Annotated in this window: 17 protein-coding genes; 6 read left to right on the forward strand and 11 right to left on the reverse strand. The window is 39.7% G+C overall.

Annotation, left to right across the window (positions count from 1 at the left end; translation table 11 throughout):
- Nucleotides 1-9 precede the first annotated feature (9 nt).
- From DXA54_RS13425 to DXA54_RS13440, 4 genes are all read left to right on the forward strand, one after another.
- Nucleotides 10-540 (forward strand): lipocalin family protein, encoded by a 531-nt coding sequence (locus DXA54_RS13425; RefSeq protein ID WP_120079716.1) that lies wholly within the window; start codon nucleotides 10-12, stop codon nucleotides 538-540.
- A 448-nt stretch (nucleotides 541-988) separates the two neighbouring features.
- The gene (locus DXA54_RS13430) at nucleotides 989-2,959 is read left to right on the forward strand and encodes a leucine-rich repeat protein (protein WP_120079718.1); all 1,971 of its coding nucleotides are present in this window, start codon (nucleotides 989-991) and stop codon (nucleotides 2,957-2,959) included.
- Between the two features lie 573 nt (nucleotides 2,960-3,532).
- Nucleotides 3,533-4,423: a hypothetical protein gene (locus tag DXA54_RS13435; protein WP_120079720.1), complete on the forward strand. Its 891-nt coding sequence runs from the start codon at nucleotides 3,533-3,535 to the stop codon at nucleotides 4,421-4,423.
- A gap of 157 nt (nucleotides 4,424-4,580) precedes the next feature.
- Nucleotides 4,581-5,477: a hypothetical protein gene (locus tag DXA54_RS13440; RefSeq protein ID WP_236092223.1), complete on the forward strand. Its 897-nt coding sequence runs from the start codon at nucleotides 4,581-4,583 to the stop codon at nucleotides 5,475-5,477.
- 258 nt (nucleotides 5,478-5,735) lie between these two features.
- On the opposite strand, the gene recQ is transcribed toward DXA54_RS13440, so the two are convergent.
- From recQ to tig, 4 genes are all read right to left on the reverse strand, one after another.
- Complete coding sequence (recQ, locus tag DXA54_RS13445; RefSeq protein ID WP_004324651.1) at nucleotides 5,736-7,916, reverse strand: DNA helicase RecQ; 2,181 nt, start codon at nucleotides 7,914-7,916, stop codon at nucleotides 5,736-5,738.
- 168 nt (nucleotides 7,917-8,084) lie between these two features.
- Nucleotides 8,085-9,329 (reverse strand): ATP-dependent Clp protease ATP-binding subunit ClpX, encoded by a 1,245-nt coding sequence (clpX, locus tag DXA54_RS13450; protein ID WP_004297166.1) that lies wholly within the window; start codon nucleotides 9,327-9,329, stop codon nucleotides 8,085-8,087.
- 2 nt (nucleotides 9,330-9,331) lie between these two features.
- The gene (gene clpP, locus DXA54_RS13455; protein WP_004297164.1) at nucleotides 9,332-9,994 is read right to left on the reverse strand and encodes an ATP-dependent Clp endopeptidase proteolytic subunit ClpP; all 663 of its coding nucleotides are present in this window, start codon (nucleotides 9,992-9,994) and stop codon (nucleotides 9,332-9,334) included.
- A gap of 143 nt (nucleotides 9,995-10,137) precedes the next feature.
- Nucleotides 10,138-11,493: a trigger factor gene (tig, locus tag DXA54_RS13460; RefSeq protein ID WP_120079725.1), complete on the reverse strand. Its 1,356-nt coding sequence runs from the start codon at nucleotides 11,491-11,493 to the stop codon at nucleotides 10,138-10,140.
- Between the two features lie 607 nt (nucleotides 11,494-12,100).
- Here tig and DXA54_RS13465 point away from each other — a divergent pair.
- Nucleotides 12,101-12,346 (forward strand): RNA recognition motif domain-containing protein, encoded by a 246-nt coding sequence (locus DXA54_RS13465; RefSeq protein ID WP_004297160.1) that lies wholly within the window; start codon nucleotides 12,101-12,103, stop codon nucleotides 12,344-12,346.
- A 66-nt stretch (nucleotides 12,347-12,412) separates the two neighbouring features.
- Here DXA54_RS13465 and DXA54_RS13470 read toward each other — a convergent pair whose 3' ends face one another.
- Together DXA54_RS13470 and DXA54_RS13475 are read right to left on the reverse strand one after the other, a co-directional pair.
- The gene (locus tag DXA54_RS13470) at nucleotides 12,413-13,183 is read right to left on the reverse strand and encodes an ABC transporter ATP-binding protein (protein ID WP_004297155.1); all 771 of its coding nucleotides are present in this window, start codon (nucleotides 13,181-13,183) and stop codon (nucleotides 12,413-12,415) included.
- Nucleotides 13,180-13,923, reverse strand: coding sequence for an MlaE family ABC transporter permease (locus DXA54_RS13475; RefSeq protein ID WP_004297154.1), 744 nt, complete (start codon nucleotides 13,921-13,923; stop codon nucleotides 13,180-13,182). Before DXA54_RS13475 ends, DXA54_RS13470 begins: the two co-directional genes overlap by 4 nt.
- Nucleotides 13,924-13,998: 75 nt before the next feature.
- On the opposite strand from DXA54_RS13475, the gene lptB reads away from it, so the two are divergent.
- Entirely contained in the window at nucleotides 13,999-14,760 is a 762-nt protein-coding gene (lptB, locus tag DXA54_RS13480; RefSeq protein ID WP_004297152.1) for an LPS export ABC transporter ATP-binding protein, read from the forward strand.
- A 106-nt stretch (nucleotides 14,761-14,866) separates the two neighbouring features.
- Here the strand turns inward: lptB and der are convergent, their stop codons facing one another.
- The 5 genes from der to DXA54_RS13505 all read right to left on the reverse strand — a co-directional run bounded on the left by der (nucleotide 14,867) and on the right by DXA54_RS13505 (nucleotide 19,068).
- Nucleotides 14,867-16,180: a ribosome biogenesis GTPase Der gene (der, locus tag DXA54_RS13485; RefSeq protein ID WP_004297149.1), complete on the reverse strand. Its 1,314-nt coding sequence runs from the start codon at nucleotides 16,178-16,180 to the stop codon at nucleotides 14,867-14,869.
- Between the two features lie 48 nt (nucleotides 16,181-16,228).
- A complete protein-coding gene (gene era / locus DXA54_RS13490) occupies nucleotides 16,229-17,110 on the reverse strand; it encodes a GTPase Era (protein WP_004297147.1) in 882 nt (293 codons plus the stop codon).
- Between the two features lie 86 nt (nucleotides 17,111-17,196).
- A complete protein-coding gene (locus tag DXA54_RS13495) occupies nucleotides 17,197-18,204 on the reverse strand; it encodes a beta-ketoacyl-ACP synthase III (protein WP_004323568.1) in 1,008 nt (335 codons plus the stop codon).
- An 87-nt stretch (nucleotides 18,205-18,291) separates the two neighbouring features.
- Complete coding sequence (rpmF, locus tag DXA54_RS13500) at nucleotides 18,292-18,477, reverse strand: 50S ribosomal protein L32 (protein ID WP_004296852.1); 186 nt, start codon at nucleotides 18,475-18,477, stop codon at nucleotides 18,292-18,294.
- Nucleotides 18,478-18,489: 12 nt separating this feature from the next.
- On the reverse strand, nucleotides 18,490-19,068 hold the full coding sequence (locus DXA54_RS13505; RefSeq protein WP_008650412.1) for a YceD family protein: 579 nt from the start codon (nucleotides 19,066-19,068) through the stop codon (nucleotides 18,490-18,492).
- Between the last annotated feature and the right edge of the window lie 243 nt (nucleotides 19,069-19,311).

Below are 19,311 nucleotides of genomic sequence, written 5' to 3' on the forward strand. Positions count from 1 at the left end.
ATAATGATAATGAAAACACTAAGATTTATTGGTATGGCTATAGTAGCCATTATTATGAGTGTAAATTTCGTTGCTTGTAGCGATGACGATGAAGACATTGATGTAAGCCAGTTAGAGGGAACTTGGGGATTGGTACGTAGTGCAGGATGGGAACTTTGCAGCGAAGAAACTGAAAAAGATGAATGGGATGATTCTTATGACCCTTATAATCTTAGTAATGAGAGTGACAGTGAGAAATTAGTAATCAAAAAACTAACAGATAACACTTATTCTGTAGCTGCATATTACTATTATGATTCAGAATGGCAAATGGACGGAAGTAGCCAAACATTAACCTTAAATGGTAACACATTAACGGTAAGCAAGACCAATGGAGACTATGGTTATTTTGATTCTTATGCCAATCTCATAATTGAAGCCTTGACGACAGAAAACTTGGCGATTCGTGTTAAATATGACAATGTACAGACAGACCCTGAATCTGACCCTGAACACCGTCATAGTGGAGACTTTACAGAAACATTTACTAAAATGGAATAAATACCATCACTAATCAATAGAAGCGGCATTTGAGTATAACTCTCATTTGCCGTTTTTATCATGTGCAAGTCTTATTGGCATAGAATACTAACAAATCAGAAAATAATATTATGTGTTAGGCTATTTCCAAACTTTTGAATAAATATTTTCTTGTAGTATTGATATTTAGTCTAATTTGAAGAACATTAATAATATGCGTTCTGAATATATTAATATAAATAAAAATTTATGTATCTTTGCCACAGTAAATTAGAACATTGTATGACATTGCTATGATGAAAGTGTTTAGTATCTTCCTGTTATAAGGTTTCAATGCAGTTCCACCCAAACAGGGATATGGTTTGGAATCTATACAAGAACTGATGGGAAGACTAATTGCTCCACGCTTTCTTTTACGAATATATTACTGCCATTATAGGAGTGAAATGGCTATTATTATTTATTGGCTATGATGAAAAAGGTGACATTCTTTTTCTTGGTTATTGCAACGCTGACTACCACATTTTACAGTTGCAAGACAAACACTGATGATTTATGGGACAGCATCCACCAACTGGATGGAAGGGTTACTTCATTGGAAGAATTATGCAAACAGATGAATGGCAATATCAGTTCCTTGCAGAAACTGGTACAGGCATTACAAGACAACAACAGTATAACTATGGTTACTCCTGTGAAGCAAGGGGAGAAAACTATTGGTTACACCATTTCCTTTACTAAAGGCGAGCCTATTACAATCTATCATGGAGAAAAAGGAGATAAGGGGGAACAAGGAGATAAAGGAGATACAGGTGATAATGGTAAAGACGGTACTACTCCTACTATTGGTGTTAAACAACATGCTGATGGCATATATTACTGGACGTTAAATGGAGACTGGCTTAGAGATAATTCTGGTAATATGATTAAAGCAGAAGGTAAAGATGGTGCTGATGGTGAGCAAGGGGAAGAAGGGAAAGCAGGCATTACTCCCCAATTAAAAATAGAAGATGGATACTGGTGGGTATCTTATGGAGAGGATTCAGGTTGGATTCAACTGGACAAGGCTATTGCAGATAGTAAAAATTGTATTTTTGAAGAAGTAACCCAAGATGATGATTATGTATATTTCAATCTTACTAATGGAACACAAATAAGAATACCTAAAAGTCGAAGTTTATCGATATCTTTTTATGAAGAAGGACTTGGAGTTGTAACAAATGAATTTCAGTTTAAAGAAGGTGAAACTAAAGAACTTAACTATACAGTTAAAGGTAATAAGGAAAAGGCTATTGTCAAAGCAGAATTACTAAATAATGATGGAACTTACACATTAAAAACTTTGCCAACCAATGAAACTAGAGGAGTGCTTATAGTTAAAGCTAATACTTTAATAGCATTAAATCAGATAATTATAACTATTTCAGATAGTGAAAAAACAATAATGTCCACTATTTATGTCTCTTCTAAACCTACTGACCCCAATATTATTATTGTTCACAGAGCAGGTACATTAGCTAATATTTTAAAAGAATATAATAAAGAATCTATTACTCAATTAAAAATTATAGGTTACTTAAATAATGATGATATACGTACATTGAACAATTTACCTCAGCTTGCATATTTAGATATGGAAGATGTGTATATGGATAGAGATAGTTCTATATCATTTAGTGAGAAGAATTCTCTAGTATCTATAATATTGCCTAAAACTCTAAAAGAAATTATAGGTTATGCGTTTAGTGGGTGTAGCAATTTGAAAGAAATTGATATACCTTCAAGTGTGACTTCAATTGGATATAGTGCTTTTGAGGGATGTCGTGAATTAGCACATATCGAACTACCTTCAGGACTAAAAACCATTGAGGAATGCACATTTATGGAATGTAACAGTTTGGCAGGTGAGTTAACAATCCCTTCTGGCGTAACTTCAATAGGAGGATGGGCATTTCAAAATTGTAGTAATCTTACAGGTGATTTAGAGATTCCCTCTAGTGTTACATCAATTGGAGAAGGTGCTTTTATTGGATGTGGTTTTACTGGTAGATTAGTACTCCCTGACAATATAACTATTATTCCTAACAATGCTTTTTACAATTGTAGTAAGTTCACAGGTGAATTAATAATTCCCTCAGGTGTGACTTCGATTGGGAAGGGCGCATTTCAAAATTGTAGTGGTTTTGAAGGGGATATAATAATTCCCGCTAAGGTCACATTAATTGGAGAATCTGCTTTTCATGGATGTTACAAAGGAGTACCTTCAAAGATATATTGTAAAGCTTTAATTCCTCCCGTGATTGGAGACGGCTCTTTTTGGGGATATTACGCTTTATATGTACCAATAGGTAGTGCTGAAGACTATAGAACAAAAAATAATTGGGATAGATACTCGTTTACGAATGGAGTTGAGGAGATTGAATTTGTGGAATCGAATTAAATAAATATGTAATAAAAGGCAGCATTTGAATAATTCACTTGCTGCCTTTTTTAGTTCATTTCCTTCTCTTCTTAACTAATTTATGCTTATTCTTCTTAGCTGAATTTGAGAATAACCGTTCTAACATCTCCCTTGTAATAGGTAGGTATGTGACTTCTGTCAATCTAGTCTCTCTAATCTCTTGTGGTAAATAATGAATTGTGTTATTCTTCTTTGGTGTTACTTGCATATCGGTGTGAAAATTAATAGGTTGGTAATTGATTTATCTACAGCAAAGGCACTGATAAGAATCAGGTAAATCTAATACAAGATATACATTCTGGATTATTGGAATATATGTGCGTATATCTTCAAAAGGATGCGATTTGAGATAACAAGCAAAGCAATTCTTGTAACTGATTCATGACAGATATTTATGATTTTATTTTTTCTACCTGTGAGATATGATGAAACTAAGTCATTGATAAGGTGGTAAGTGAAATTTCATTTACTGCCTTATTTTTTATAATACAGTGAACTGGAATATTGGATAAATTTGTTTCTTTGCAGTCATTGATTTTAAAAGATAATACCATGAATGAATATGTAGAATATTATAAGGAACACTGTTTGAATATCCTAAAAGGTAAAGTAAAAACTTCTAAAGGGGAAGTGGTTGAGATACAAGGAGAAATAATATTAAATGATATTGGTGAGATTGATTATGAACAAGCTGTAGCTCTTGCACAATCCATAACAATTGGTGAGGGAGGAAAACATCTATCAGAAAATGTATTTGCACATGATACTACCTTGCAAGCGACTATAGGGAATTTAAATGCAAGAAAGCTATGGAGATTATCAGTTCTGTTGTATGCTATGGTGGCTAAATATCCTGTAGTGAAAATCGTACCATCACTTATAGATGAATATTTAAAGCTATACCGTCTCTTTACCCTTACTCAAAATAATGTCAATATATCAGCTATTGAATTTAAATGTACAATAGATGGCAAAGCAAATAATGTCACTATAAAGAATGAAGAATTATTGAAAAAAGTGCTCCTTTCATACTTGAATATGCAGAATGATATTATTACTCCAGAAACTTTGCAAAGCTATACCAGTAACGGAATAGTTCCTATTGATAGTTTGATTGATAAATCAGTCTACAAGAGAACACTAGACTATTATTTTGCAACAGAGTTAGAATACTTCTTGACCAGTTATTTGGATGGTAGATTTACTGATAAAGAAAAAGAACTAATCCAACAAGTATTATATTTGTTTGGATTTTATAAAACTACTGCCATAAATGGTACAGCCAGATATAGAAAGCTAATGAGTGACGGCAAAAAATTATTAATAGATAAGCCTTTAGTTACAATAAATGGAAAGATTATGCCTTTTACTATCATATCCAATCCAGAAATAACAAAATTGAGATATGAATACCTAAAGTACATAAATTCGTGTGAAAATTGAGGATGATTCTAACATTCACGTATAGCCACTTACTACTCCTTACCTTTGCCACCAGAAATAACAACTGGTGTGCTAGATACCAAAATAAACCCCAAGGGCATGGGTATAATTTATGTCAGAAAAAAAAGAATTAGCACTTAAAGTTTTAACACTAGCAGTGCTAGCCAGTAAAGGACTCAAGATAGCTAGGCTGTCAGGTAATCGTAACTTTGACGAAAAGGTGGTTAAAGCCAAAATGAAGTCCATGAAGGCAAATGGAATGTTAGTTCCCGCTATCATAGTGGATGCAACGAAGGTTATAGAAGCCGGATTGGAAATTGTAGATTTTGAAACGGGAGAAACCATTAGTGAAGCTGATGCAGACAAGTACGTTGTGTTAGTGGATGCAAACCACCGTTACAAAGCTCATCTAAATCTTCTGGAAGCTAACAAGGAGTTAAAAGATGAAGAGAAGTACAAAGGTGAGTTCTATCTTATCTATGCTTTGAATGAAGAAATTACAGTCTCGAGAATGTTCTCGGAGATTAACATTTGTACAAATCCCTGGAAGGGGGGCGACTTTCCTAAGGGGGCTAAAATGGCGTGCAAAGAGGAGCTTCCGCTACTTGATTTTATCGTGGAGCTTACCGAAGAAGGTTATCCATTACCCACTGCTTCCAAATGGGGAACGTTTAAAGCGGGTATTACTAAAGAGGTAATGGCAGATGCAATGGCGGGTAAAATAAGTGATAAATTGCGGAAAACTAATGGATTGGAAAGAGGTGAGAGATTATTAAAAGCGGCATCCGAACACCTCTCTAAAGAGGTTCTTAAAAGTCGAACTCTCATTGATTGGGCTATCAATGAATACGAAGAAGCAGATGATGAACAAAAAGTTAGTGTGATTAACAATCTGGTTGGCTTCTTTTCAAGTTTGAACAAAGAGAAGGCAGAACAGATAGAGAAAGCCAAAGGACAGCGAGGTGGAGATACCAAAGAGACCATTATAAATCGTCTTCTTAACAATTTCTACGAGCAATACACACAATCTCAAAGTACTTCTACTGATGAGTAAAATTAAAAGCCAGTTATCGAGATGATAGCTGGCTTTTTTTATCTAAATATGAATTGTCACATCTAAATGCAGACTAAAATTCTAATCTCAAAATTATGCCTTATACATAATTAATCCTATCTTTGTGTCGTTCAAACAAGGCTAGATAAGTACAAATTTGAGGAACTAACTTTGTAAGTTACTGATAAACAGTACCCAATCTAAATATACGGTTTTTATTCAAAACCGCATACCTGCACGCCTATTTTTTTCGCTTTTTTAATTAGCCATTTCAGAGATGAACTTAATACGTACCAAACGAACTTCCTCTTCCGTGAAGTCATCGCCTAATTCGTCAAGCGCATCATCAATCTTATCAGTGGTAGATTCCTTGAAATAATCGTAGATATCAAGCATATGATCTTCATCCATGATTTCTTCCAGGAAGTAATCTATATTCAGTTTGGTTCCCGAATAAACGATCGCTTCTACCTCGTCCAGCAGTTCACCAAATTCAATCCCTTTGGAAAGAGCGATATCATCTAACGCCACTTTACGGTCAATTGCCTGAATGATAGCTACCTTCATCTTTGATTTATTGGCAACCGTACGTACCCGCAAGTCTTCAGGACGTTCTATTTCATTCTCTTCACAGTGGCGTTTGATTAATTTACAGAACTCTTCACCGTAACGTTTTGCTTTTCCAGCTCCTACGCCCGGTATATTCTGCAACTCGTCCAATGTCACCGGATAAATGGTAGCCATTGCTTCCAAAGACGGGTCCTGGAAGATCACATAAGGCGGTACTTCCAGTTTCTTCGAGAGTTTCTTCCGCAAGTCCTTCAACATGGAATAAAGAGCCGGGTCTACTGCACAGGAGCCACCGCCGCGTGCCGGAACTTCTTCTTCCGTCTCTTCGAAATCGTTGTCCTCGGTAATCTTGAATGACTTCGGTCTCTTCAGGAACTTGTGTCCTTCCTCCGTCACTTTCAGGAGTCCGTAATGCTCCACATCTTTGCTCAAGTAACCTGCAATCAGCGCCTGACGAATCACTGCGTTCCATGTCTTATCCTCTTCACCCATACCGGAGCCGAAGACTTCGAGGTCTTCATGCAAATGCGCCTGTACTTCGGAAGTTTCTTTACCTTGTAGTATGTCTATAATATAATCTGCCTTAAAATTTTCTTTCACCGCGATAATCGCTTCAATCACGGCACACAATAACTCTTGAGCCTCCACTTGTTTTTTAGGGTTTAAACAGTTGTCACAATTTCCACAATTTTCTTCCGTATATTCTTCACCGAAATAATGCAGCAACGTCTTGCGTCGGCATACGGAAGATTCGGCATAAGCAGCGGTTTCCAACAGAAGCTGCTTGCCAATTTCCTGCTCTGCCACAGGTTTTCCTTGCATGAACTTTTCCAGTTTCTGCAAGTCTTTGTTTGTATAAAAGGTTATGCACTGACCTTCACCGCCATCTCTACCGGCGCGCCCGGTCTCCTGGTAATACCCTTCCAGACTCTTTGGAATATCGTAGTGAATCACGAACCTCACATCCGGCTTGTCAATTCCCATACCGAAAGCGATAGTTGCTACAATAACGTCCACTTTTTCCATCAGGAAATCATCCTGATTCTTGGTCCTGGTCAACGAATCCATTCCAGCATGATAAGGACGCGCATTGATACCGTTTGCCTGCAGGATTTCAGCAAGTTCCTCCACTTTTTTCCGGCTAAGGCAATAGATAATGCCCGATTTCTCCGGATTGTTTTTGATAAACTTGATAATATCCCTGTCAATATTAGCGGTCTTCGCACGTACCTCATAATAAAGGTTCGGACGGTTGAACGAAGATTTGAAGACTTGAGCATCCACCATTCCCAGATTTTTCTGGATATCATGCTGCACCTTCGGTGTCGCCGTTGCGGTAAGCGCAATCAACGGAGCTTTACCTATTTCATTGATAATAGGGCGAATCCGCCGGTATTCCGGTCGAAAGTCATGGCCCCATTCAGAAATACAGTGAGCTTCATCCACTGCATAGAACGAAATCTTTACCGAACGCAAAAACTCTACGTTTTCTTCTTTCGTCAGCGACTCCGGCGCTACATATAGCAATTTTGTCTTTCCGGCAAGGATGTCCGACCTCACTTGGTCTATCGCGCCTTTATTTAATGAAGAATTGATAAAATGGGCGACGCCATCTTCTTCACTGAAATTGCGCATTGCATCCACTTGATTCTTCATCAACGCAATGAGCGGAGAAATTACGATTGCCGTACCTTCCATCAAGACCGAAGGTAGCTGATAGCATAAAGATTTCCCGCCACCGGTAGGCATCAGTACAAAGGTATCTTTACCATCGAGCAAGTTATTAATGATCGCTTCCTGGTTTCCCTTGAACTTATTAAATCCGAAATACTTTTTCAGTTCATCTGTTAAATTAATCTTCCCTGCCATCTTAACTAAGGTTGTTTTATTCAGTTCATGGTTTAACTTTAAGTATGTTCTCTTCTTCAAGAGAGCCAAACAAAGTTATAAACAACTTCGTAATTACCAAGCAAAATGCGACTAATATTTTCAAGAAAATACAGTTACGATCATTTTCTGTAGCCTTACTCTTTGATTTTAAGCGGTTTGTAGTCGTGCCATATTCGCTTTTTCCAGTTGCATCTTTGCATAATCCAGCGTCACCTTATACTCTTTTTTGTTCTCTGAAGGGATTTCAAACATGACATCCATCATAATTGTTTCCACAATAGAGCGCAATCCGCGGGCACCTAGCTTATATTCTACCGCCTTGTCGACGATATATTCGAAGACATCATCTTCAAATGTCAGCTTGATACCATCCATTTCAAACAGTTTGATGTACTGTTTGATGATTGAGTTTTTCGGTTCGGTAAGGATCGCACGAAGCGCATCCCGGTCCAGCGGATTCAAATAAGTCAATACCGGAAGACGTCCGATAATTTCGGGAATCAGTCCGAATGACTTCAAATCCTGTGGAGCGATGTACTGCATCATGTTATTCTTGTCTACCGTCGCTGTTTTCTGCGATGCCGTATAACCTACGACATGGGTGTTCAACCGTTGGGCGATCTTCTTCTCGATACCGTCGAACGCACCGCCGCAGATAAAGAGAATATTCTTGGTATTTACCGGAATCATCTTCTGGTCCGGATGCTTACGGCCTCCCTGGGGAGGTACGTTCACCACAGAGCCTTCGAGCAATTTCAGTAATCCCTGCTGTACGCCTTCACCGCTCACGTCGCGAGTGATGGAAGGATTATCTCCTTTACGGGCAATTTTGTCGATCTCGTCGATAAACACGATACCCTGTTCAGCTTCAGGTACATTATAATCTGCCACCTGAAGCAAACGGGTTAAAATACTTTCGATATCTTCGCCCACATAACCGGCCTCCGTCAGCACTGTAGCGTCTACAATAGTAAACGGCACGTGCAGTAACTTAGCAATCGTGCGTGCGAGCAACGTTTTCCCGGTTCCGGTACTACCCACCATAATAATGTTCGACTTTTCAATCTCCACATCATCACCGCTGTCTTTTTGCAACAAACGTTTATAATGGTTATAGACCGATACGGAAAGGAAGCGTTTCGCATCATCCTGCCCGATCACATACTGGTCGAGGAATTTCTTGATTTCTACCGGTTTGGGCAGTTCTTTTAAGTTGAGCTTGGTAGCTCCTGCACTTTTCTTGCCTTCTCCCAATGCTTCCTGAGTGATCTCATAAGCCTGGGTAGCACAGCTGTCGCAGATGTAACCGTTCATTCCCGTAATCAGGAATCCGACTTCATTCTCCGACCGTCCACAGAAGCTACACCTTTTCTTTGTTTTTGAATCAGCCATTTTTATTTCTTAATCAATACCTCATCAATCATACCGTACTCTTTCGCTTCCTGAGCTGTCATCCAGTAGTCACGGTCAGAGTCCGCCCATACTTTATCGAAATCAGTATGCGAATGATCGGCGATAATCGTATAAAGTTCTTTCTTCAATTTCTGAATCTCACGAGCTGTGATTTCAATGTCCGATGCTTGTCCCTGCGCACCACCCATCGGCTGATGAATCATCACACGTGAGTGAGGCAATGCAGAACGTTTGCCTTCAGCACCGGCAACCAGCAATACGGCTGCCATTGAAGCTGCCATACCTGTACAGATGGTAGCAACATCGCTTGAAATAAACTGCATCGTATCATAAATGCCCAGTCCGGCATATACACTTCCGCCCGGAGAGTTGATATAGATAGAGATATCCTTACCCGGATCCACAGAATCCAGATACAACAACTGTGCCTGGAGCGTATTAGCTGTATAGTCATCAACTTGTGTACCAAGGAAAATGATGCGGTCCATCATCAAACGGGAGAAAACGTCGAGTTGAGTTACGTTCAACTGTCTTTCTTCCAGAATATAGGGATTCAAATACCCGGCCTGCGACTTAATCACATCATCCAATACCATGCCATTCATTCCTAAATGCTTGGTTGCGTATTTTCTAAAATCATCCATGTTAATTGTTCCTTTCTTATAAATTAAAAATAAACGTAAGTACAAAGAAACGAAAAAGAATACAGAGACACAAAAAAACACAGAGTTATAATTTTATAAAAACTCTGTGTTTCTGTGACTTTATATTTTATTCAACCGAATGATTACTCAAACATTTTATTGAATTCTTCGATCGAAACGTTCTTGTTCTCCAAAGTAACCTGTGCTTTCAGAGCAGCAGCAAGCTTCACTTCTACCACACGACTTACCAAATTATTGATAGTTTCTTTCTTCTTCAACATTTCCTGTGCATAGTTGTCAAGCACATCGTCAGGAATAGACAACATACCGTATTGAGCAAACTGTGCCTTTGTTGTTTCTCTAGCCATCTTCAGAACATCTTCCTGTTCTACTTTGATATCGTTTGCTTCAACCAACTGTTCCTTAATCAGGTGCCAAGTCAGTTCTTCAATGCTCTTATCATAGTTTTCAGCAACATATTCTTCTCCCTTTTCTTCGTTGTTCAGCAACATGATACGTTTCAGCAGGGCATCAGAGAATTCCAGTTTACCTACTTTTTCCATCATCACCTTGCGAATGTCGATCAGGAATTTATAATCGCTGTCAGCCACAAATCTAGCTGCGATTTCTTCTTTAATCTTAGCGCGGAATTCTTCTTCAGTCTTCACAACACCTTCGCCGAATGCCTGGTCGAATACTTCCTGAGTCAATTCACCCGGAACAAAACGAGTGATTTCTTCTACCTGGAAGCTGAAATCAGACTTCACGTCTTTTGCAATTTCCTTATCAATCTTCAACAAAGAACCCAGTTCAGCAGCATGTCCGTCATAAGCCACATTCGGATTGAACACCAATACATCATTTACTTTTGCATTAGCAAAAATAGCTTTCTGATCGTCGTTCTTCATGTAAGCAGGCATCAATACTGCAGCTTCTACCTGGATACCACCTTCTTTTGTGTTGCCTTCTTCGTCCAACTGTGCCAGCAGACCTTTCAGCATATCATTATCTTCGTAAGCGTCTACCTTATCATACTTGCCAGTGCGTTGAGTATACATCTTCACCTGGTTGTCGATCATTTCGTCAGAAACTTCGATAGTATAATAATCTACTTTATCTTTAGCGCTTACTTCTGCTTTAAATTCAGGTGCCAAAGCGATATCGAACACGAACTCGAACTCTTCCATTGTATCGAAATCAATATTCTGCTGCTTTTCTTCATTAGGCAACGGCTCGCCCAACATATTCACCTTATTATCTTTAATATAATTGTAAACAGCTTCTTGCAATGCCTTATTCACAACCTCTGCAATCACCGATTTACCATACATCTTTTTAATAAGACTTGTCGGCACCATACCTTTACGGAATCCCGGAATCTGTGCCTTCTGACGGAGTGATTTCAACTCTTTGTCTACTTTCTCCTGATAATCTGCTTTCTCAAGCTTTACAGTAAGCTCTGCGCTTACTTTGTCAATGTTTTGTAATGAAACGTTCATTCTGACAATTATTTATTTGATTTATACTTTGTTCTATACTCAAAGAGGGTGCAAAATTAGTGCTAATCTTTCAAATTTCAAAAGACATTGCAGATTTATTTCAGCAACGCCACCCATCTTTCACACATCTTTTATTAATTATTTCATCAATTCCTCATATATAAACAACAATAAACCATCAGTAACGACCATGCCGCAGGTCCCTTGGCCTACTTTTTTCTCCGTCAAGCGAGTGCCCGTAACGAAGCGTCAAAAAGGGCAGACTGTTTGAGCGAAGCGAGTTTCTGCCCTTTAGCGTAGTGAAGGAAGCGAGTAGGAGAAAAAAGTCAGCCTTGAACTTTTCTTTGGTTCTTTCTTTTCTTTCAAGAGAAAAGGAAAGAACTTTTTTCTGATAATCCGCAAATTAACCTTCCAAAAAGATGGTTAATCCAAAAATTATTCTTTTCTTTGCTGCGGATTGATGGACCATTAGTTTCTCGATTTGATTACAAGGTTTTTACTTCCGTTACGAAACGCATTTGTAAACTCTCTGTCGTTTTAATCTTTTTATTAGTAACCATCTATCCAGAGAGTTTTATTCATTTATTTATTTTTTATCATTTTCATTATGAACATTTATGTTGGAAACCTTAACTACCGTGTTAAGGAAGGAGATCTGCAACAAGTGATGGAAGATTACGGAGCAGTATCATCAGTTAAAGTTGTTATGGACCGTGAAACCGGTAAATCCAAAGGATTCGCTTTCATCGAAATGGAAGACGACGCTGCAGCTGCAAAAGCTATTGCTGAATTGAACGGAGCTGAATACATGGGCCGTACAATGGTAGTTAAAGAAGCTAGACCTAGAGCTTAATTGCCGACGCTAACATAGCTAAGAAAAAAAAGAAACTTCTGTCACCCGATGACAGAAGTTTTTTTATTACCCTTCCATTCCTTGCATTTCGACGTCCTTCACCTTACGGAGCAAGTCTGAAGCAAAGATAAAGTTATTCAGTCGCTCATTGGTAGAAGTAAAGATATCATCTTTCGTACCTTCCCACTCTTTATGTCCCTCATAAATATAAATCACCTTCTCACCAATTCCCAATACAGAGTTCATATCATGCGTATTGATAATGGTCGTCATGTTATATTCCTGCGTAATATCATGAATCAGATCATCAATCACCAATGACGTTTTCGGGTCCAGCCCCGAGTTCGGCTCATCGCAAAACAGATATTGCGGATTCAAGGCAATCGCACGCGCAATAGCCACACGCTTCTGCATACCACCACTGATTTCTCCCGGAAACTTATCTTTCGCTTCCCCCAGATTCACACGATCCAGACAGAACATCGCCCGTTTAATCCGGTCACGCAAGATATCGTTGCTAAACATATTCAGTGGAAACATCACATTATCAAATACGGTCATAGAGTCAAAAAGAGCCGCACTCTGGAAAATCATTCCCATTTCCTTGCGAAGCATCTTCTTCTCCTTCTTCCCCATCAGCACAAGGTTACGTCCGTCATACAAGACTTCCCCTTTCTCCGGAGTTAACAATCCTACAATACATTTCATCAACACCGTCTTACCGGAACCACTCTGACCGATAATCAAGTTTGTCTTTCCATTTGCAAAGTCAGCATTAATATCACTCAATACTGTCTTGTCATCAAATGATTTATAAAGTCCTTTAATCTCAATCATCCCATCAAAAGTTTAGTTAATATCAAGTCTGAAAACAGAATCAATACACTGCTGGATACTACGGCATCCGTAGAAGCCTTTCCTACAGCAATCGAACCTCCCTCTACCGTGTATCCGAAGAAAGCGGACACACTTGCAATGATAAACGCAAAAAAGAGGGATTTGATGATACCCGCCCAGATAAACCATTCGTTAAACATATACTGCAAACCATATTCGAGATCGACAGCATTCATAACCCCGGCAAACCAACACGTGCAAAAGGCACCGATGATTCCGGCAAAGATACTAAACGTCACTAGAATAGGAATAACAGTCACCATCGCCGTAATCTTAGGCAAAATCAGGTAGTTCGCCGAATTGATACCCATAATTTCGAGCGCATCAATCTGTTGCGTCACCCGCATCGTTCCTAATTCCGAAGCGATATTCGACCCGACTTTTCCGGCAAGAATCAAACACATGATGGAAGAAGAAAATTCCAGCAACATAATTTCACGTGTCACATATCCCACTGTCCAGCGGGGCATCCATGGACTTTCGATATTCAACTTAATCTGGATGGTAATCACTGCGCCGATGAAAAACGAAATCAACAGCACAATACCGATGGAGTTCACACCTAGCTGCTCCAACTCGTTAAGGTATTGCCGGAAGAACATACGCATACGTTCGGGGCGGGAAAAAGTCCGACCCATCAGCATGAAATATCTCCCGACGGTTCTCAATGCTTTTATCATAACTCACACTATTTGTCTGCAAATGTACATTATTTCAGCTTATTTTTACTACATTTGCCGCAAAATAACTAGAATATGGAAGAAAGCAAGATGGTGCTCCGCACGGAAGATCTGGTTAAGAAGTACGGTAAACGAACCGTTGTAAGCCACGTTTCCATCAATGTGAAGCAAGGTGAGATTGTAGGTTTGCTGGGACCGAACGGTGCCGGTAAGACGACTTCATTCTATATGACTGTAGGGCTGATTACTCCTAATGAAGGACGTATTTTCCTCGATGACCTGGAGATTACCAAATATCCGGTTTACAAACGCGCACAAACGGGAATCGGCTACCTTGCACAGGAAGCTTCCGTTTTCCGCCAGATGAGCGTGGAAGATAATATCGCCTCTGTACTGGAAATGACCAACAAGCCCAAAGAATATCAAAAAGAGAAACTCGAAAGCCTGATTGCAGAGTTCCGTCTGCAAAAGGTACGCAAAAATAAAGGTAACCAGTTGTCGGGAGGTGAGCGCCGCCGTACAGAGATTGCCCGTTGTCTTGCCATCGATCCCAAATTCATCATGCTTGACGAACCTTTTGCCGGTGTCGACCCGATTGCCGTAGAAGATATCCAGCAAATTGTATGGAAACTGAAAGACAAGAATATCGGAATCCTGATTACCGACCACAACGTACAAGAAACGCTTAGTATCACAGACCGCGCCTATCTGCTGTTCGAAGGAAAGATCCTTTTCCAGGGAACACCGGAAGAATTATCGGAAAATCAGATTGTACGTGAAAAATACTTGAGTAACAGCTTCGTGTTACGCCGAAAAGATTTCCAGTTGGAAAAATAAGTCTACTACAAAGTAATACAAGATCTCACAGAGATATATTTATAAAAAGACACGGATTGTCTCTCTATATATTCTATATAATTGAGACAATCCGTGTCTTTTTTATTTATTTCTGTCGAATATAAATATTAACCGGAGTACCTGTCAGATTCCATTTCTCACGCATCTTATTTTCGAGGAAACGTTTGTATGGCTCTTTCACATACTGCGGTAAGTTGGCGAAATATACAAATGAAGGCACCTGTGTATTCGGCAACTGTGTGATATATTTAATTTTGATATACTTACCTTTATTTGAAGGAGGCGGATAAGCCTCGATCAACGGAAGCATTTCTTCATTCAAACGTGCAGTCGGGATCTTTGTCGTCCGGTTCTCATACACACTACGTGCTTCTTCAAGCACTTTCAGAATACGTTGCTTAGTCAGTGCAGAAGCAAAGATGATCGGGAAATCGACAAACGGAGCAAAACGCGAGCGAACAGCTTCCTCAAACGCTTTCTGTACTTTCACAGATTTATCTTCCACCAAATCCCACTTATTTATAACAACTACCAGACCTTTCTGATTCTTCTGAATCAGAGAGAAGATATTCAAGTCCTGCCCCTCAACACCTCTTGTAGCATCCAACATCAGAATACAAACATCCGAACCTTCGATAGAACGAATCGAACGAACGACTGAATAATATTCCAAGTCTTCATTTACCTTGTTTTTCTTACGGATACCCGCTGTATCCACCAGGTAAAAATCAAATCCGAATTTATTGTAACGAGTATAGATAGAGTCGCGGGTAGTTCCGGCAATCTCTGTTACGATATTACGTTCTTCCCCAATAAATGCATTTACAATGGAAGACTTTCCGGCGTTCGGACGTCCTACCACAGCAAAACGGGGAATATCATCATCCAGGATTTCTGACGACTCTTTCTTGAAATTGCTGACAATCAAGTCCATCAAATCACCCGTACCACTTCCTGTCATGGCAGAAACGCAATACGGATCGCCCAATCCCAGTTTATAGAATTCGGGAGCATTATATTGTAAATCGTGGTTATCCGTTTTATTGGCAACCATAATCACCGGACTATTAGCACGACGCAGAATAGCAGCTACCTGCATATCCAAGTCAGTCACTCCATTCATCACATCCACTACAAACAGAATGACATCCGCTTCTTCCACAGCCAATAATACCTGCTTACGGATTTCCTCTTCAAAGACATCATCCGAGTTGACCACCCATCCACCGGTGTCAACCACAGAGAATTCACGGCCCAGCCACTCAGACTTGCCATATTGTCTGTCGCGGGTTGTACCCGCTTCTTCATTCACAATAGCCTGACGAGTCTTCGTCAGACGGTTAAATAAGGTAGACTTGCCCACATTCGGGCGTCCTACAATTGCAACTAAATTACCCATAGTTCAATACCTTGTTTTTTCACGACTATCACAGTCGCATGAATACTCTTAATCTAACTGATAGCCAAAATTGCGGAGTTCCTTATCCGAACTACGCCAATCCTTATCCACTTTCACATACGTTTCGAGAAAAATAGTCTTTCCAAAGAAACGTTCCAGTTCACGGCGAGCCTCGGTAGCCACCTTCTTCAACGCCTTTCCCTGTTTACCGATAATGATTCCTTTCTGCGAATCACGTTCCACGTTAATCACCGCCCGAATATGAATCTTCTTCGGTTCTTCCTTAAACTCTTCCACGACAACCTCCACCGAATAGGGAATCTCTTTATCGTAGTAGAGCAGAATCTTTTCCCGGATAATCTCATTCACGAAGAAACGGGCAGGCTTATCCGTCCACTGATCCTTTCCAAAATAAGGAGGAGAATCGGGCAGCAGTTCTTTGATCCGCTTCATCACATAGTCTACATTGAACTTTGATGTAGCAGAAATCGGAATAATTTCGGCTTGGGGAAGCAACTCTTTCCATTCTTCCACCAGCTTTACCAGTTTTTCCTGATCTGTAAGATCTATCTTATTGATGAGCAAGAGAACAGGCACCGTCATCTGACGCACCTTTTCCATAAACTCATTATTCTTATCCGGCGTCTCCACCACGTCCGTTACATAAAGCAAGATATCCGCATCCGTCAATGCCGAAGTAGAAAAATTCAGCATAGACTCCTGTAGCTTATAATTGGGCTTCAACACACCCGGAGTATCAGAAAAAACAATCTGCATCTCATCCGTATTATAGATCCCCATAATCCGGTGACGAGTAGTCTGCGCTTTGAAGGTAGCGATCGAAATACGTTCGCCCACCAAGACATTCATCAATGTCGACTTTCCGACATTCGGATTTCCTACGATGTTTACAAAACCTGCTTTATGCATTTCTCTTTATTTTATTGGTTGAGACAAAAAAACGCATCGAATCGAAATAGGATGCGTTTTTGAGTGTTATAGTTCAGTAACTTACGTTACGATTCCTTCTTTCCATCATAACCCCATTTCACGTATACTGCGCCCCAAGTAAATCCGGCACCGAATGCAGTGAAAATGATGTTATCGCCTTTCTTGAGTTTATCTTCATAATCCCAGATACACAGAGGAAGTGTAGCGGCACTCGTGTTACCGTAATGCTCAATATTTACCAACACTTTATCCATTGGCACATCCATACGGTGAGCCACAGCCTCGATAATACGGACATTCGCCTGATGCGGAACAATCCAGTTGATACTATCTTTCGTCAGACCATTCTTTTCTGCGATTGCAGCAGAGACATCCGACATGTTGGATACAGCATATTTAAATACTGTTCTTCCTTCCTGGTGCAAATAGTGCATTTTATTGTCTACTGTGAAATAAGACGGAGGACAAACCGAACCACCAGCTTTCATGTGGAGGAAAGGCAAACCTTTGCCATCTGTTCTCAGTATCGAATCCATGATTCCGTAATCTTCCGTAGTGGGTTCCACCATAAAGGCAGCAGCACCGTCACCGAAAATAGGGCATGTAGCACGATCTGTATAGTTAACCATTGACGACATCTTATCGGCACCGACAATGATAATTTTCTTATATCTTCCCGAACGGATGAAATTAGCAGCTGTCTCCATCAAATACAGGAATCCGCTACAAGCAGCCTGCAAGTCGAAGGCAAAAGCATTCTTTAGTCCGAGTTTATCACAAAGAATAGAAGCTGTAGAAGGGAAGTGATAGTCAGGAGTAGTGGTAGCAACAACAACCAAATCGATATCATCAGGATTAGCACCAGTCTTCTTCATCAACTGTTTGGCAGCTTTGCGTGCCATGTATGAACTACCTAATCCTTCCTCATTCAGAATATGTCTTTCCTTTACTCCGATACGAGTCATAATCCATTCGTCGTTGGTATCCACCATTTTTGATATCTCGTCGTTAGTCAAGATATAATCGGGTACGTACCCGCCGACTCCTGTGATTACTGCATTTATTTTTTCCATCAAACCTATTTTAAATTAGCAATACTATAATACTTAAAGCAGCCGGAGAGTTTCACCCCCAGGCTGTTTTCAGTATAACTGTACTAATTATACAGCTGCTTCTTTCTCAATAGCGAGCTTGCCTCTGTAATAGCCACAAGCACCACATACAGTGTGGTAAACGTGCCATTCACCGCAATTCGGACAAATAGCCAATGTAGGAGCTACTGCCTTATCATGAGTTCTTCTCTTCGCTTGTCTCGTACTTGATTGTCTTCTCTTAGGATGTGCCATTTTCTTAAAACTTTAATTATTATCTAATATTTTTTTTAATTCATTCCAGCGGGGATCAATTTGTTCCTCCACTTCTTCCTCAATTACGATGTCATCTCCACCTGAGTCGAAAGTATCATCGCTATCCTCATTCGCATTTGTTTTCAAATGCTTGTTCAATTTACCAGTCATCGCTTTATTGCACTTACCGGGAGCATGTACATGCTTCATGGGTACAGAGAGCGCAACAAACTCATACATGAACCATGCAACGTTGATTTCCCCTTCTTCCTCGGGAATCACAATCAGGTTGTCACCTTCTTCTGCATATTCATGTCCAAACTTTACCATCAGTTTATCAGAAGAACTGATAGGTAGCTCCATATCATCCAGACAACGGTCACATGGTACTGATACCATTCCCTCAGTCTGAAAACTCAGCTCGAAAGCACGAGAGGTTCTTTTCACGGTCAATGTAACATTCACCTTTCCTTTCTGAACTTCAGGACCATCAATGTGAGCGAAGTAAAGGTTATCCAATACAAACTCATACTTAGCAGAGTCTGTTTGCATTCCTTTCAAGTCAATTTTGTATTTATCAAACTTTCCCAAAGCTTCTCTCTTTTTTAAATCGTTAGCTTACAATTCGGGCGACAAAGATACAAATAAATATCCTCATAACATACAAATTATCAGTAAATATTCACTTTTTTAATAGGTATTATGAGGTTTGTATCTGTTAAAAACGGCGATATAAATACCAAAGTAATAAAAAACAGAAAGCCTCGCCCGTCCAATAGACAAGCGAGGCTTCTTAAAAACGGCGGCTACCTACTCTCCCACTGTTACGCAGTA

It is taken from the genome of Bacteroides sp. OF03-11BH, from assembly GCF_003604005.1.
In the GTDB taxonomy this organism is placed as follows: Bacteria; Bacteroidota; Bacteroidia; order Bacteroidales; family Bacteroidaceae; genus Bacteroides; species Bacteroides ovatus.